Origin of the sequence: Abiotrophia defectiva ATCC 49176, from assembly GCF_000160075.2 — a bacterium.
GTDB classification, from domain to species: Bacteria; Bacillota; Bacilli; order Lactobacillales; family Aerococcaceae; genus Abiotrophia; species Abiotrophia defectiva.
In genome coordinates, this window is the sequence record NZ_KI535340.1 from 1,371,465 (window position 1) to 1,387,248 (window position 15,784).

The 15,784-nt window shown below is 46.4% G+C and carries 13 protein-coding genes; 11 read left to right on the forward strand and 2 right to left on the reverse strand.

Features of this window, described 5'->3' with window-relative positions:
- Positions 1–19 precede the first annotated feature (19 nt).
- The 8 genes from pfkA (at position 20) to GCWU000182_RS06395 (ending at position 9,753) form a co-directional block, all read left to right on the forward strand.
- On the forward strand, positions 20–985 hold the full coding sequence (gene pfkA, locus GCWU000182_RS06360) for a 6-phosphofructokinase (protein WP_023391986.1): 966 nt from the start codon (positions 20–22) through the stop codon (positions 983–985).
- Positions 986–1,008: 23 nt separating this feature from the next.
- Positions 1,009–2,766, forward strand: a complete 1,758-nt coding sequence (pyk, locus tag GCWU000182_RS06365; RefSeq protein WP_023391987.1) for a pyruvate kinase — start codon at positions 1,009–1,011, stop codon at positions 2,764–2,766.
- A 141-nt stretch (positions 2,767–2,907) separates the two neighbouring features.
- Entirely contained in the window at positions 2,908–3,576 is a 669-nt protein-coding gene (locus GCWU000182_RS06370) for a ComEA family DNA-binding protein (protein ID WP_023391988.1), read from the forward strand.
- A gap of 113 nt (positions 3,577–3,689) precedes the next feature.
- On the forward strand, positions 3,690–4,121 hold the full coding sequence (locus tag GCWU000182_RS06375; RefSeq protein ID WP_156905294.1) for a hypothetical protein: 432 nt from the start codon (positions 3,690–3,692) through the stop codon (positions 4,119–4,121).
- Between the two features lie 77 nt (positions 4,122–4,198).
- Positions 4,199–5,995, forward strand: coding sequence for a ComEC/Rec2 family competence protein (locus GCWU000182_RS06380; protein ID WP_246269787.1), 1,797 nt, complete (start codon positions 4,199–4,201; stop codon positions 5,993–5,995).
- A gap of 86 nt (positions 5,996–6,081) precedes the next feature.
- The gene (locus tag GCWU000182_RS06385; protein ID WP_035364239.1) at positions 6,082–6,990 is read left to right on the forward strand and encodes an ABC transporter ATP-binding protein; all 909 of its coding nucleotides are present in this window, start codon (positions 6,082–6,084) and stop codon (positions 6,988–6,990) included.
- Positions 6,983–8,263 (forward strand): ABC transporter permease, encoded by a 1,281-nt coding sequence (locus tag GCWU000182_RS06390; protein ID WP_023391992.1) that lies wholly within the window; start codon positions 6,983–6,985, stop codon positions 8,261–8,263. The genes GCWU000182_RS06385 and GCWU000182_RS06390 overlap by 8 nt, the downstream gene beginning before the upstream one ends.
- Before the next feature lie 26 nt (positions 8,264–8,289).
- Positions 8,290–9,753 (forward strand): hypothetical protein, encoded by a 1,464-nt coding sequence (locus tag GCWU000182_RS06395; protein WP_023391993.1) that lies wholly within the window; start codon positions 8,290–8,292, stop codon positions 9,751–9,753.
- Between the two features lie 63 nt (positions 9,754–9,816).
- Here GCWU000182_RS06395 and GCWU000182_RS06400 read toward each other — a convergent pair whose 3' ends face one another.
- A complete protein-coding gene (locus GCWU000182_RS06400) occupies positions 9,817–12,414 on the reverse strand; it encodes a PBP1A family penicillin-binding protein (protein ID WP_023391994.1) in 2,598 nt (865 codons plus the stop codon).
- Positions 12,415–12,438: 24 nt separating this feature from the next.
- Complete coding sequence (gene recU / locus GCWU000182_RS06405) at positions 12,439–13,080, reverse strand: Holliday junction resolvase RecU (RefSeq protein ID WP_023391995.1); 642 nt, start codon at positions 13,078–13,080, stop codon at positions 12,439–12,441.
- Positions 13,081–13,277: 197 nt separating this feature from the next.
- Between recU and GCWU000182_RS06410 the strand changes: the two genes are divergently transcribed.
- Genes GCWU000182_RS06410 through msrB form a run of 3 tightly spaced genes read left to right on the forward strand, consistent with a single transcriptional unit; the run spans position 13,278 to position 15,712 of the window.
- On the forward strand, positions 13,278–13,955 hold the full coding sequence (locus tag GCWU000182_RS06410) for a cytochrome c biogenesis CcdA family protein (RefSeq protein WP_035364243.1): 678 nt from the start codon (positions 13,278–13,280) through the stop codon (positions 13,953–13,955).
- An 18-nt stretch (positions 13,956–13,973) separates the two neighbouring features.
- A complete protein-coding gene (locus tag GCWU000182_RS06415; RefSeq protein ID WP_023391997.1) occupies positions 13,974–14,555 on the forward strand; it encodes a redoxin family protein in 582 nt (193 codons plus the stop codon).
- A gap of 35 nt (positions 14,556–14,590) precedes the next feature.
- Positions 14,591–15,712, forward strand: a complete 1,122-nt coding sequence (gene msrB, locus GCWU000182_RS06420) for a peptide-methionine (R)-S-oxide reductase MsrB (RefSeq protein WP_023391998.1) — start codon at positions 14,591–14,593, stop codon at positions 15,710–15,712.
- Positions 15,713–15,784: the final 72 nt, after the last annotated feature.

The following is a 15,784-nucleotide window of genomic DNA, read 5'->3' on the forward strand; positions in this document are numbered from 1 at the left end:
CAACTTAGAGGTGAGAAACATGAAGCGTATTGCAGTCTTAACCAGTGGTGGCGACGCTCCTGGTATGAATGCAGCAGTGCGGGCTGTCGTAGAGCGTAGCTTGCATCACGGCATTGAAGTCGTGGGTGCTTACTATGGTTTTAAAGGCTTATATGAAGGTGACTTCAGACCTTTAGACGTAGCGACTTGCTCTCATGCCTTAAGACGGGGTGGCACCTTCTTATATTCTGCTCGATTCCCAGAATTTAAGGAGCCTGAAATCCAAGAGAAGGCAATTGAACAGATGAAGGCACATGGCATTGATGCCTTAGTCGTTGTGGGTGGGGACGGTTCCTTTACTGGGGCCTTGAAATTAACCCAGAAAGGTTTCCCAGCTATCGGGATTCCTGGGACCATCGATAACGATATCGCAGGGACAGAATACACCATTGGTTTTGATACCGCGGTTAATGTGGCCCTAGATGCTATTGATAAGATTACAGACACTGCTTCCTCCCACAACCGGACCTTTATTGTCGAAGTAATGGGCCGTCATGCAGGGGATATGGCTAGCTGGATTGGGGTGGCTGCTGGTGCAGATGCCATTGTGATTCCAGAAGAAGCCTATGATTTGAAAGCAATCGCAGAAACCATTGCTGCTAACCGCCGTGCCGGTAAGGATCATTCCTTAATCGTCTTGGCCGAAGGCGTCATGACAGCAGCTCAATTCCGTAAGGAATACGAAGCTGTCTCTGGTGACGACGTGCGTGATGTGACCTTGTCACACATTCAACGTGGGGGTAACCCAACAGTGCGTGACCGTGTCTTCGCAAGCTTAATGGGTGCCAAGGCGGTTGACCTCTTATTAGAAGGTCAAGCTGGTATCTTCTTAGGTCTCAAGAACGAGCAATTGGCAACTTTTGACATTGTGGAAACCTTGACCAAGGAAAAACACCAAGTCCGTCGCGATCTTTATGAATTAAACCAAGGCCTTAGCGCTAAATAAATAAGAGAAGGAGTTCTTTTAAAATGAAAAAAACTAAGATTATTTGTACCATGGGTCCTGCTTCTAACACAGCAGAACAAATGGCAAAGTTGATTGAAGCAGGGATGAACGTTGCACGTTTCAACTTCTCTCACGGTTCTCACGAAGAGCACTTAGAACGCTTCAACAACTTGAAGGCTGCCCGTCAAGCTACTGGCAAACTTTGTGCCATTCTCTTGGATACCAAAGGTCCAGAAATCCGTACTAACGACATGCAAGACAATGCCATCGACTTAGTGAAGGGCGCAACTGTCCGTATTTCTATGACTGAAGTCTTAGGGACTAAGGACAAATTCTCTGTAACTTACGCTAACTTAATCAACGACGTTGAAGTAGGTAGCCACATTCTCTTGGATGACGGTTTAGTTGACTTATTGGTAACTGAAATCGACCACGCTAACCAAGAATTAGTAACTGAAATTCAAAACTCTGGCGTAATCAAATCTAAGAAGGGTGTTAACGTTCCTAACGTTTCCATCAACTTGCCAGGGATCACTGAAAAAGACGCTGCTGACATCCGCTTCGGTGTTCGCGAAGGAATCGACTTCATCGCTGCATCTTTCGTTCGTCGTGCTAGCGACGTTATGGAAATCCGTGAAATCTTAGAACAAGAAGGTCGTCCAAACGTTAAGATCATCTCTAAGATTGAGAACCAAGAAGGGGTCGACAACATCGACGAAATCTTGTCTGTATCTGACGGTATCATGGTAGCGCGTGGTGACTTAGGGGTAGAAATCCCAACTCACGAAGTGCCAATCGTTCAAAAATACATCATCAAGAAATGTAACCAAGCTGGTAAACCAGTTGTAACAGCAACTCAAATGTTAGACTCTATGCAACGCAACCCACGTCCAACTCGTGCGGAAGCAGGGGACGTTGCCAACGCTATCTTCGACGGGACTGACGCAGTAATGCTTTCTGGTGAAACTGCAGCAGGGGACTTCCCAGAAGAAGCAGTTAAGACTATGGCTGCTATCTGTGTCCGTACTGAAAAAGAATTGCACGAACACGACGCATTCAGCATCAAACGCTTCGACCGTTCTGACATGACTGAAGCAATCGGTCAAGCAGTTGGTCACACTGCTAAGAACTTAGGTATCGAAACCATCGTAGCACCTACAAGCTCAGGTCACACTGCTTTGATGATTTCTAAATACCGTCCAAACGCTCACATCGTGGCAGCTACTTTCGATGAAGAAACTCAACGTTCATTAGCTGTAGCATGGGGTGTTATCCCTTACGTTATCGACCGTCCAACTTCAACAGACGAAATGATGGATAGCGCAACTGCTTTGGTTCAAGAAAAAGGCTTCGCTAAAGAAGGCGACTTAATCTTAATCACTGCTGGTGTACCAGTTGGTGAAGCAGGGACCACTAACTTGATGAAAATTCAAGCCATTGGGACTCAACTAGCGAAAGGTGAAGGCGTCGGTAACGGAAATTTTATCGGTAAGGCTGTTTTAGCAACTGATGCGGCCACTGCCAATGCTAAAGCAACTGCTGGGACTATCTTAGTAACTCGCGCAACTGACAAGGACTTCTTGCCAGCATTCGATAAAATCGGTGCTCTTGTTACTGAAGAAGGCGGGATCACTTCTCATGCAGCCATCATGGGTCTTGAAAAAGGGATTCCTGTCATTGTAGCAGCTAAAGATGTGCTTTCTAACGTGGCAGATGGTGAATTAATCACTGTAGATGCGCGTCGTGGTTTAATCTACCGCGGTGCAGCAGCGATCATCTAAGCTCACCTCACTTGTAATCAGCAACGCTCTACCATTAGGTAGGGCGTTTTTTGTCTTGTCATGCAAATTTAATAGAGGATTTTCGGATTAAATCAAAGCAAAGGGGTATATATATATGAAGACTTGTAGAGGAGGCATTATATGGAACCCCAATATCGACTCAAAACAGGTGCAACTAAGGCAAAATGGTGGTTAGTCGGCTTATTTAGCATAGCACTTATAGGCATTGTAATTGGCTTAATATGGCTTAACTTGCGCCCAAGACGGCCCATTATGCAAGAAGGGTCTTCTATTAGTTCCAGTACGCTTGCTGAGTCCATTTCTTCTCAGGCATCCGCCAAGACCGACAAGATTTATGTAGACCTCAAGGGGGCAGTCAAGCGTCCTGGTGTCTATGCCCTTGATCAGGGCAGTCGGGTCTTTGACCTGCTGGAAATGGCGGGCGGTTTGACCGAAGAGGCGGCTGAGCGGGCCCTTAACCAAGCTCAACTCCTAGTAGATCAGCAGAGTCTCTATGTCCCCACCATAGAGGAATGGCAAGCAGAGAGCCAAGGACCGCAAGCTAACGGGACGGGTAGTCAGGCTGCCATAGTTTCTAGCCCTAGTGCTAGCAGTGGTAAGGTCAATATCAATCAAGCCGATTTAAGTCAACTCGAGACCTTGCCTGGGATTGGAGCTAAAAAGGCCCAAGCTATTATAGACTATCGGACAGCAAATGGTTCCTTTCATTCGCTTGAAGACTTAGGCAAAGTCAAGGGGATTGGGCCCAAGTTGCTAGACAAGTTACGAGATCTGGTGATTTTCCAATGAAGGACAAGTTAAGAAGCTATTGGTCAAGTGGCTGTCTAGTACTAGCAAGAGGCTTTGAGCAAATAAGACATGCGTGGTTTTTTCTATGGATTTATGTCGCAGTTTTCATTGGCATGCTTTACCACAAAAATTGGGCTTGGAGCCTGGCCTTAGTCATTCTAATTGTGCGAATTTATTGTCTAGGACTTAAATGCAATCGTCGAAAATGTCTCTTGCTCTGCTTGCTTCTGAGCACCTGGTGCTTGGGCAAGTGGGCCTGGCAAGGCAATGAGCAGTCTCAACTTAATCAAAGCATAGAGCCGGACATAGTCCAAAACTATCAAGTAATTCTAGCGCCCAGCCAGGTCAAGCATACGGCCACAGGTTGGCAGGGCATAGGCTATTTAAAATTAGCAGATGGCCGACTCCTAACTGTTCTGGCAAAGGGGCAGGGCGACATTGATTGGGATTTAGGGTATGAGGTGATGGAAGTCAAGGGGCAGGCTAGTCTTAAAGAAGCCGAGCGAGCCCGCAATTTTGGGGCTATGACTATCATCAGAGCTTAGCAGATAAGGGGATTGATTGGGTATTAGACTTTAAATCGGTGACTAGCATTGAAGCCAAACCCTTGGCTTTGGGACTCATGGAGGCCTTACGCCAGTGGTTTTTGGCTCCCTTGGCTAGGTGGAAAGGGCAAGGATCTTCTTGGACCAGCTTGGTTTTACGCCTGCTATTTAATCAGCAGACTCCGGGCTTTCGCGACCAGTCGGTGAGCTTGGGGGTGCTGGGCCTTAGTCATTTTTTCGCTATATCGGGCTTTCATTTGCTTTATCTAAGACGAGTGCTGAGTCGTTTCTTTTTGCGATTGGGTTGCCTTAAAGAAAGTGTTGCTTTCTGGCTACCACTCTTTCTCCTCTTCTATAGCTGGCTATGTGGTTGGCCTATTGGCAGTATTAGAGTCTTAGGAAGCTGGGGACTAGTGACTTTTTCTAAGCATTTTGGCGACCAAACTATGACCTCCTTAGACCGGCTCTGTCTAGTGGGACTGGTCTGTCTACTCTGCCAACCTGGCCTAGCCTTTCAGCCAGCTTATCTGTTGAGCTTTAGCTTGTCGGTGGTACTGATATTTGCTAACCAAGCCATGGATCAACCTAAACATTATGGCTGGCGTCATCAAGTCTATGCGCTAGTGGCTTGTTTACTTATTACCTGGCCTCTGATGATGGATTGGCGTTATGAATGGTATCCGCTACAAGTTCTGGCCATATTTCTCTTAGGGATTGTCTTTGAATCGCTTATTATGCCGCTAGCCTTAGTGTCAAGCCTAACGCTCATTTTGCCAGGCTTAGACAGGCTGGCAAGTTTAATGGATGGGATTTATCAAGTCATGCTAGGAATGCTATCGCCTATAGGGAAATTCTTCTCCTGGCATGTTATCACAGGACGTTTAAGTTTCATCTACTGGTTCATTTTTCTAATTCTATTCCTAGTCTGGTTGCGTTGGGGCTGGCACCATCCTTGGACAACGGGAGCGGTCCTCGTCTGCGCTTACGGCTTAATACTGGGGCTTAAACCTTATTTGCATTGGCAGTCCAGTCTTACCATCTTGGATGTAGGGCAGGGGGATAGCCTGGTCTACCAAGCAGCCTGGTCCAAGGAAGCCTGGTTGATTGATACAGGTGGCAGGCCACCTTATCCAGCTAGCAAGGAAGGGCCCAGTTTTGACACTCAATATGGCTATTATAATCTGATTCCCGCCCTCAAAGCACAGGGGATTGGCTCACTGACCGGGGTCATGATTACCCACTCGGATTTAGACCATATTGGTAGCCTGGCTAGTCTCAGTCAAGAAGTTGCCATTGACAATCTCTGGATTAGCCAGCATACTGCCAGCCATCCGGTATGGCAGGAAATCAAGCCCTATCTGGCAGTAAGCACCCAAGTCCATGTTCTAGGACCAGGTCAAGTCTATTCTATCAAAGAAGGACTGACCTTCTACACCAATGACTTTAACCAGGCGACAGCCCCTAACGACGCCTCCATTGCCGCAACTCTAGCGATGGGTAGGCACCGTTTACTTAATTTAGGTGATATGTCGGGTGAATATGAGCAGGCCTTGATTGAACATTTCCCTGAGATTCAGGCTGATATACTTAAATGCGCCCACCACGGCAGTCGCTTTAGCAGTTCAGATGCCTTGCTCAATCACGTCCACCCTAAGCTAGCCTTGTTGTCTGCAGGAGTCCACAACACCTATCACCATCCTCATCCTGATACTTTAGCAAAACTAAGTAATAGGGGGATTCCCTATTTTGCAACGCCCTATCATGGCGCCATCCGCTATGAGTGGAGTGATTGGGGCTGGGAAAACTGGCGAACGGTTCTAGAAGCACAGCAATCTACCTATCCTAAAAGTGAGCCTGGCCAGTCAAAAAGATAAGCTAATCTTGTATGCCCATAGCTAAAGTGCTATACTGAATACGTCAACATGATTAGACCAAAAACTGTAGAGAGTAGGTGTTTTTTGTGTTAGAAGTGAAGCATTTAGTTAAGCACTTCGGCGACTTGTGCGCTGTCAATGATGTCTCCTTTAGGGTGGAGCCAGGTAGTATTATGGGGATTATTGGTCAAAACGGGTCAGGTAAGACTACGATTTTTCGGATGATTCTCAATTTCTTGAATTTAGAACCTGGTGCATCCATTGAGTGGCAAGGGCAGCCTATGAGCAGTCAAGTCTATGACACGGTGGGCTATTTGCCGGAAGAACGCGGCTTGTATGATAAGATGACCATTGAGGATCAGATTGTCTTCTTTGCCGAACTGCGTGGTATGAAGAAGGCCCAAGTTCTTGAAAAAATTGATTATTGGATGGAAAAATTCGATGTCAGAGGTAAAAGAAGCGATAAAATTAAGAGTCTGTCCAAGGGTAACCAACAAAAGGTGCAACTCATCGCGACCTTAATTCATGAGCCAAAACTCATGATTCTGGATGAGCCATTTTCTGGTCTAGACCCGGTTAATGCGGACTTACTCAAGCAAGGCATTCTAGAGCTCAAGGCGAAGGGGTCTTCCATTATTTTTTCTAGTCATAATATGAATAACGTAGAAGAAATTTGTGACCATCTGGTCATGATTCACTATGGTAAACAGGTGCTGTCAGGAACGGTTGACGAGGTTAAGGAATCCTTCGGCCGGACCCGTATTTTCCTAGAAAGTCCTGACTGGAATCAAGCCCAACTCCAAGCCCTGCCAGGCGTTGAAAAGGTCCGTCACCTAAGCGGTCATCGCTACCATTTGATTCTAAGTGAGGAGTCCGCCGGTCATGCTATCTTTGACGCGGTGACTCAGGGTAAGTATATTGCCCAATTTAGTCAACAACCGCCAACCTTAGACGAGATTTTCAAGTTGAAAGTAGAGGTGTCAGACCATGAGTAAGTTATGGATTATCGCCAAGGAAGTCTACCGCAAAAATGTGAAGAGTTGGGGTTTCTTCTTCATGGTCTTTGCGCCCTTTATTGTTATGGGTGTTTCTGCCTTGATTGGCTATTTTATTGCCAATGATGAATCGAGTCATGCCAATGAGACCATCGCCATTGTCAGCCAAGATCAGGGCTTGAAAGATAGTTTGGCTCAGGATAATTTGACTTATAAGTTGGTCTATTATGAAGATGAAGCCAGTGCTCGCCAGGCCCTTAACCAAAAAGGGGTTAACGGCTATCTAAAGGTCCAAGAAGACAATGGGCGCGTGCAAGCTACTTACTACCAAAAATCTACCGCCCATAGCCTGACCCTGTCTGCTTTGGCTGAAAGCCTCAATCGCTATCAACTCAGCAAAATAGGTCAAAGTCTTAACCTAAATGATCAACAAATTGCCACCATTCGTTCCAGTAAGGTATCAATCGGTAAGATTAATCTCAAGGAGAGCAAGGACGGGACTTATTCTGAAGAGGACGCTAAGTCCCTTCAAGTCATGGCCCGCATGGGGGCTGCCTTTGTGGCCATTATGCTATCCTATATGTTGATTCTAGCTTACAGTTCAATTTTTGCTCAGGAAGTGGCCTTGGAGAAGGGCAACCGCGTCATGGAAATCATCCTATCCTCCATTCCTGCCAAACAACATTTGTTAGGCAAAATTTTGGGTGCTTCACTGGTAATGGCTACCCAAATTGGTATTTACCTAATCTTAGGGATTGGCTTTTATTTCTTGACCGGCGTCTCCACCATTTTTAGCTACCTAGAGCCATTCAAACCGCTCTTGCTAGGAATTTTGCCTATCTTTGGCTTAAGTCTAGTCTTTGCTTTGATGGGGATGTTGGCCTATATGATTCTATCTGTTCTCCTAGGATCTATCGCCACACGACTAGAAGATGTCCAAAAGTCCATTCAGCCGGTCATCTTCACTACCATCATTGGTTTCTATATTGCCATCTATGGTCTCCAACAACCTAATTCACCTGTTGTGGTCATCGGCTCTTGGGTGCCATTCACTTCTCCATTTGTCATGCCGGTTCGTCTAGCGACTGAGACAGTCTCAAATTTGGAAATTGTTCTCTGCCTACTTGGCTGTTTTGCCTTTATGGTCTTTGCCTTCTGGTTGGCATTGACCTTCTACAAAGCGACCGTTCTCTCAACCAGTGACAAAGGGGTTATCCATGCCTTCAAGCGGTCTTATTCACTCTGGAAGAGTGAAAAGGGCCAAAAGGCTTAAGTTTAGAAAGCGAGTTATATTATTAGATGAAAAAATCCACCATTATTTCCTTCTTAAGTGTGGCCTGCCTCTTGGCAGCCTGCCAGACTAAGCCGCGCGACGCTGCTCAGGGTGGTGACGCCCTTTATGGTCCACCCGAGTCAGCTACTAGTCAATCTTCCCTTGATGAAGCAACCCGTCAACGCTATCAAGCTCTTAATAAGGTGCACGAATTCTACGAAAAACTAAGTGCGGTCCAAGTTAAAACGACTCTGACTCAAGAAGGAGGGGACTGGCAATCAGTTGCTGACAGTCAACAATTTTATGAAGCGGGTGCCTTGAAGGCCTATCGCAGTAAGACCGTGACCACGGTCAAGGATGCCCATTATGACTTGGAATTCTACTTCGACGGGGAACATCATTATGTGGCATCACCTCATGCGGCTTGGAATCAAAACGACAACGCCAAGAACTCCATGAGCTACCTCTATTGGGCCAAACTCCTAATTGAGGGAGATGACAACTCAGAGCTAGATTCTGAGGCACCAGAAGGTCAATGGCGGATTAATAAGACAGTGACCAATCCTGACTTGATCCAAGGCCTAGTTGGCCTGCTGGATTTGCCTGAAAGCTTCTCAGCTCAGGCCACTTACCAGGCGGACGTGACTTACCTGGTTGACAGTGAGACCGGTCAGATGCTTGAGGCCGCTCTTAAGCTGACCGTTACAGATGGGGAATCCAGCCATGTCTATCAAGCCAAGAGCACGACCCAAGTTCTAGAGGAATCTGTGACTAAGGATAGCCTTAAGCCTGATTTAGAGGCTCAAGTAAGCCCTCTTGAAGTGGCAGAAGGCCAGTGGTTAGAAGCCTTTAAGGCGGCTAATCCAACGCAGGCTATTAGTACTTATGAAGTGACAGAAGGTCGTCAAGCAGGTGACCAGGATAGTAATTTGCTTTATTTAACCAATAGCCAAAATGGCCAAGTCTTAGCCCAAGCTATTGGGACCATTCAGGACAAGCAAATCAAAGGCTACCAGTACCAACTCGGTCAAAAGCGCTATAGCAAGACAGAAGATGGTAGCCTTAAAGAAGAAAGCGTGGAGCCAATCGATTTCTATTATTTAGCAGTGCAATCCTTGATAGATCATTCCGACCAGGTTCAAACCTTTAATCCAACTGATGAAGCTGGCCAACCCATTAATGACCCGGCAAGCGCCACAACGACAACCTATCGTTTGACCTTTGAGAATGACTACGATGGCCTAGCTAAATTAGCTGGCGCTATCGACATCTCCAATCTCAAACGCGAAGGGGAAGCCGTCTATGGCGTAGATTATGTGGTCAACAAGGCCAGTCTAGAGCTTGAAGGCTTCTACCTATGGAGTTTGACGGCAGAAGATACAGCTATCACGCATGTCAATCGCTATAGTTTCCGCCATCTCAATCAGCAGGCCCCATCTCTGATTCAGTTTTTGGTAGATCCTGAACTAGTTAAGGCAGTCAAACCATAAGAAATAAAACATAAGAAAATACCCCATCACCAAGAGGTGATGGGGTATTTTGATGAGCTTAGACTAAGGTTGCCCCGTGTTACCATTTTGACCAGGTTGATTTTGGTTGCCTGGCTGGTTACCGTTCTGGCCTGGGTGGTTTGGCTGACCTGGTTGACCTGGTTGGTTAGGTTGGTTTCCTCGGTTGTTAGGTGATTGCGGGTTATTTTCTCCTTGCTCATTCGGATTTGGTTGGCTACTTGAAGAGCTAGACTCGGACTTGAGACTCACAGTGATTACTAGCGTATCGGAACTACTGTTACCATCCACAATTCTCAGTCGTAAGACGTAATCCTGAATTTCATGGGCAGGAATATCAAAGCTTGTACCTGTCCCTTGGTAGACCACAGTCCCGTTGACGGATAATTCGAAGGTGCCGGAGCCAGTTAATGGTCCCCATGTGGCGTGAATGGTACGTGTTTGTTGGTTGTAGTTAGCGTCAAATCCAGTTGGTGCTGCAATATGGCGACCATAATTGAGGGATTGTTCCTTAGGTTCCGACCCCTTAATGAAAAGCTCGGAGGAAATCATTTCCCGCGGTGTATATGGGCCAGGGAGTAGCAAGGGCTCCGTGTATTTCTCAATATCAGCCTTGACCAAGCTGCTTGGCATGGTCCAGTCAGACTTGCTCTGGTTAGCCATAAGCGAGGTCATGAGTTTGGCATAGATTTTTTGAGGTAGGCGGGTTTGTTCTAAGGTCAGATAATTACCGGCTTCATAGGGATTATCGTAACCGACCCAAGTGACCATGGCATATTTGGTAGTAAAACCAGCAAACCAGCCATCTGGGGCAGCATAGGTGCTAGCATCCAGACCTAATTGGCTCAGTTGCTCTGCCGTATAGTTAGTTGTCCCGGTTTTACCCGCGTTAGGGATGCCATCTAGCTTGGCAGCCGCGGCGAATTCGCCAGGAACCCCTTTAAGGATATCGGTCAGCATATAAGCGGTAGAATCCTTCATGGCACGAGATCCTGGAGAATCGAAGTCACGCACAGTTCCAGCAGAGGTTACAACACGACGTACTGCATAAGGGGCATGGTATTCCCCGTAGTTGGCAATCGCCGCGTAAGCCGCTGAAAGCTGGATAGGGGAGACTTCCCCACCAATGGCGTTGGCTTCCACTAACTCTTTCTTGTCATTATTACTAATGTTAATGTTAAGTTTTTGCAGGAAGGCATAGGCATTGTCCATGCCGACTGCATGCAGCATCTTGAGGGCAGGGATATTGCGCGAACCAGCTAAGGCCTCACGGAGAGTCATCTTGCCCTTATATTCAAAGTCAAAGTTTTGGAGCTCGCCACCATTTTTATAGGTATAAGGCTCATCGACCACGGTGGTCCCGGTCGAGTAATTGAGGTACTCGAAGGCAGGCCCATAGTCAGCCAGTGGCTTCATGGTTGAGCCGATGCTACGGTTTAGCGTATTGGCCCGGTTGAGACCTAGATAGACGTTTTGCTTACGACCACCAATAACTGCTTGGAGCTGGCCATTAGTGACGTCCACAATGGAAATAGCTGTCTGCATCTTATCATTTGGGAAGAGAGAAGAGTCGTTGTTGACCAAGTCATAGGCTTGCTTTTGAGCATCCCAATTGAGGTTAGTATAGACTTCGACACCATCAGTGAAGATGTCCAGATTCATCTTATCCTTGACTTCCTTGGCGACCACATCCAAATAAGAATCTAAGACCATATCAGTGTTATCCATGGTGTTCTGATCCAATGGTTTGAGCATGGAGCTGACGGATTGGGCGACGGCCTCGTCGTATTGGGCTTGACTAATCAATTTGCGACGTAGCATGACACTCAGGACAGTATCACGACGTTCCTGAGCCGCTTCGGGAAAGGCATAAGGGTCATAAGATGATGGAGCTTGCGGAATCCCGGCTAAGAGGGCCGCTTCACCAACGGTTAACTGACTAAGCTCTTTGCCGAAGAAGAGGCGGGCAGCAGTCTTAGGGCCGTAGGTATTATTAGAATAGAAGAGCTTGTTGAGATAGAAGGTCAAAATTTGGTCCTTGGTGTACTCACGCTCAAGTTGCATGGCTAACCAGGCTTCCTGGACCTTACGTTTTAAGGTTTGGTCCTTAAAGTCAGTCGAGAAGACCGAGTTCTTGACTAATTGCTGGGTAATGGTCGAGCCACCTTCGGAGATTCGACCTCTGCGAATATTACGGACAAAGGCACCTGCAATCCGAATGGGATCAATCCCGTTGTGCTTGTAGAAACGACCGTCTTCAATGGCAATGACCGCATTTTTGAGGTTATCAGGAATCTCATTGGCCTGCATGAGGTCACGGCTCTGATTACCTAACTCTTTGATTAGATTGCCTTTTTGGTCATAGATTTTACTTGGCATCTGACCGACCAAATCTGCTTCCGTGATTTGTGGGGCAGAAGAGGAGTAGTAGATAAAGATGGCGGCCCCTGAGGCAACCGCTAGAATAAAGAGGCTGAAGAAGGCAATCAGGCAGTATCTAAGGATACGGCGCCAACGGGGTTTCTTACCAGCTTTTTTACCTTTCTTCTTTTGTCGGCCTTGATTCTCAGACGAATCAAGAGGCGTAGATTCTTGTTGGGAGGCTTGATATTTCTTGCGTTCGAGACGACTTCCAGTTACCAAGTCAATCCCTCCTTTCTTGTCAAACTAGTGAGCTTGGAGCCAGAGATCCACAGCTGCTAAATAATCAATCATAGGAAAGACCCCTTGTTGGCAGAGGTAGCCATGGCTTTCCAGATAAGTGAGGGGCAAGCTCTTACGCTTCTGACTTTCCAACCACTGATCGAGGGCAGGGAAGGGAAGTAAATAGACCTTGTCATGCACTTTGAAGCTAATTATGAGAAAGACGATACCGCCTTGTTGGTGGCATTGTCGCATGTGCTCAATCTGGTGGTCTGGTAAGTTGGCCAGTGGGAAACTAGTTTTATTAGTCGTTTCCTTGGCTTCAAAGTCTAGGTATCGACCTAGGTATAGACCGTTGTAGTCAGTAGTAGACGCTTGGCGATAGTAGGCCTCGGTAATCCGGGCAGCGCTACGACGCGGAAAATCCACCTTGACGACTTGAATCGGCGTCGGTTTCTTGTGGATCACCGCCAGGTTATGACTGAGGTAGTATTGGTTGGATTGATTAATACGATCTTCTAAGGACATACCTCGGCTACCATACTGAGTAGGTTTTTTGGATGCCTTGAGATTCTGCATAGTCCCAGCTTTAGGTGGCTCTATGCTTGGCCCTGCTGGTTTATTAATGGCTCTATGCCGGGCTGAACCAGCTGGATATTTAACCATTCCACTCACTCCTTCACCTTATTATACTAGAAGCAAGCCCCTCCCGCCTAGTATTTCGCTATAAGTGCCCTGAAATTACACAAAAAGTTCATAAATAGGCACTATTTTTAAGGAAGTAGCTTTTTCCAATCAAAATAAATGATAATCTAGCAATTAGGACTTATAATAGGTATGTAATTATTCGCAGGAGGGATTTTATGTCGATATCATATTATTTAACAGTCTTTGGGGCGGGAATACTTTCCTTTTTGTCCCCATGTGTCTTGCCACTATTTCCTTTGTATATGGGAACCTTTATGGGAGAAACCGGGGACAAGAAGGTAAAAATTGGCAATTATAGCTTTTATCTCTTGCCAGTCTTGAAGGTTTTGGCTTTCATGTCAGGTATTTCGCTGATTTTCTTCATGTTAGGCTTTGCGGCCAGTCTCTTGGGACAAATCGTCTATGGTCACTATACCCGCTATGTGCTAGGGGGCATTATCGTGCTGATGGGGATTTATCAGCTTGAATTAGTGGAGATTCCATGGCTTAGTCGCCAAAAGACCGTCCAGATGGAGGCTAAGAATGCTGGGGAATTAACGCGAAGCTTTCTCTTGGGCTTAAGCTTTAGCTTTGGTTGGACGCCTTGTGTCGGGCCAGTCTTGAGTTCTGTCTTGGCCTTAGTGACCACCACAGGGGCTAGTGCTTGGTACGGTGGCAGCTTACTCTTCGTCTATGCTTTGGGCCTGTCAGTGCCTTTCTTACTCTTGGCAGTGGTATCATCATCTCTCGTCAAATGGCTTAATGTGGCCAAACAACACATGATGCTGATTAAACGGGTGGGGGCCGTCCTCATCATATTGGTTGGTATTCTGGTTATGTTCAACAAAATCTAAGAAAAAGAGGCAAACAACATGTCACATTTTACACGTAAATTTTGGCAAGTCTTAGGTCTAGTAAGTTTAAGTTCAGGTTGTCTAGCAGCCTGCCAACCTCATCAGGAGGCGAGTAATGCCAAGCAAGCAGCTAGCGCCACACAAACAAACACGTCTTCCAAAAAGCAAGAAGCAGGGCAAAGCTTAAGCGGGACCTTTCAAGATATTCATGGTAAAACTTATAAGTTAGAAGATTTGCGAGGCAAGAAAGTCTACATTAAATTCTGGGCCTCATGGTGTTCTATCTGTCTAGCAGGACTCAAGGATGTCGACGCCTTAGCTGATGAAAGCAACCAAGGAAATGATGTGGTCGTCTTATCCATGGTGGCTCCTGAAATTCGAAATGAAAAGCCACTGGCCGATTTTACCAAGTGGTTTTCCGGCCTAGATTATACGCATTTGCCGGTCTTAGTGGACCAGTCGGGTGATTTTATGAAGCAATTAGGGGTTGTGGCCTATCCCACTTCTGCCTTTATCAATTCCAAGGGGGAACTAGTAAAGGTACAACTAGGGCATATGGATCGGCAAAGTGTCTTAGATCAATTGGCTAGCATGGACTAAGGAAGGTTCTTAAAATTTGAAAGAAGGAAACGATAATGGATAAACGTTATTTATTAACCGGCTTAATTGCGGTTCTAGGGGTAATTACGCTTGTCTGGTGGCGGACCTCTCATTCTGGCCTGACCGCCCAAAATATCGAAAGCCGGGTAGAAGCCGCCCTTGCGGCAAATACGACTAGTTCTTCTAGTACTTCAAGCAAGGAAGAAGTCAAAGCCGAGAATCTCAAGACTCTCTATCTAGCAGGTGGCTGTTTTTGGGGCCTAGAAGCTTATTTTGAGCAAATTGATGGGGTGCTTGATGTGGAATCTGGCTATGCCAATGGGACGTCAGACATCACCAACTATACCTTAATCGGTCAGACTGACCACGCAGAAACGGTTAAAATCACCTATGATGCCAGTAAACTAGATGTGCGTCAACTCTTACTCTATTACTTCCGGGTTGTAGATCCGCTTTCCCTTAATAAGCAAGGCAATGATGAGGGTCGACAATATCGGACGGGTATTTATTATGAGAGCGAAGAGGATAAGGCTGTCGCCCAAGCAGTAATGAAGGAAAAGGCGAATGAATTAGGCCAAGAACTCAAGGTTGAATTGGAGCCTCTTAAAAACTATGTTAAGGCTGAGGAAGAACATCAAGACTATCTGACCAAACATCCTAACGGTTACTGCCACATCGACCTCAAGAAGGCGCAGGATCCCTTGATTGATGTCAGCCTCTATCCCAAACCAAGTGATCAAGAACTGAAGGAAAAATTAAGCCCTGCTCAATACGCTGTGACCCAGGAAAATAACACCGAGCAGGCCTTTTCCAACCAATATTGGGATAATAAGGAGCCAGGTATCTATGTTGATGTCGCAACTGGGGAGCCACTCTTCTCCTCTAAGGATAAGTATGACTCGGGTTGCGGCTGGCCTAGCTTTACCAAGCCTATCTCAGCGGATGTAGCGCGCTATAAGGAAGACACTAGCTTTAACATGAGGCGGATTGAAGTCCGGTCACGTTCTGGTAACTCTCATTTGGGACATGTCTTTGATGATGGGCCTAAGGACAAGGGTGGCCTCCGCTATTGTATTAACTCAGCTTCCATCACCTTCATCCCTAAGGACCAGATGGAAAGTAAGGGCTATGGTTACTTACTTCCATACGTGGAATAGGTAGAGAAAATAGGCGGTCCCACTTAGTGGAGTCAAATCTGAGGAAAAGTCAGTAAAAATAGGGGAAATCTG

What these genes read in the sequence shown, in the direction of transcription:
- GCWU000182_RS06370 (WP_023391988.1), top strand. Translation starts at nt 2,908, where the DNA reads ATGGAACCCCAATATCGACTCAAAACAGGTGCAACTAAGGCAAAATGG.
- pyk (WP_023391987.1), top strand. Translation starts at nt 1,009, where the DNA reads ATGAAAAAAACTAAGATTATTTGTACCATGGGTCCTGCTTCTAACACA.
- recU (WP_023391995.1), bottom strand. Translation starts at nt 13,080, where the DNA reads ATGGTTAAATATCCAGCTGGTTCAGCCCGGCATAGAGCCATTAATAAA.
- GCWU000182_RS06380 (WP_246269787.1), top strand. Translation starts at nt 4,199, where the DNA reads ATGGAGGCCTTACGCCAGTGGTTTTTGGCTCCCTTGGCTAGGTGGAAA.
- GCWU000182_RS06415 (WP_023391997.1), top strand. Translation starts at nt 13,974, where the DNA reads ATGTCACATTTTACACGTAAATTTTGGCAAGTCTTAGGTCTAGTAAGT.
- GCWU000182_RS06375 (WP_156905294.1), top strand. Translation starts at nt 3,690, where the DNA reads ATGCTTTACCACAAAAATTGGGCTTGGAGCCTGGCCTTAGTCATTCTA.
- GCWU000182_RS06395 (WP_023391993.1), top strand. Translation starts at nt 8,290, where the DNA reads ATGAAAAAATCCACCATTATTTCCTTCTTAAGTGTGGCCTGCCTCTTG.
- pfkA (WP_023391986.1), top strand. Translation starts at nt 20, where the DNA reads ATGAAGCGTATTGCAGTCTTAACCAGTGGTGGCGACGCTCCTGGTATG.
- GCWU000182_RS06390 (WP_023391992.1), top strand. Translation starts at nt 6,983, where the DNA reads ATGAGTAAGTTATGGATTATCGCCAAGGAAGTCTACCGCAAAAATGTG.
- GCWU000182_RS06410 (WP_035364243.1), top strand. Translation starts at nt 13,278, where the DNA reads ATGTCGATATCATATTATTTAACAGTCTTTGGGGCGGGAATACTTTCC.
- msrB (WP_023391998.1), top strand. Translation starts at nt 14,591, where the DNA reads ATGGATAAACGTTATTTATTAACCGGCTTAATTGCGGTTCTAGGGGTA.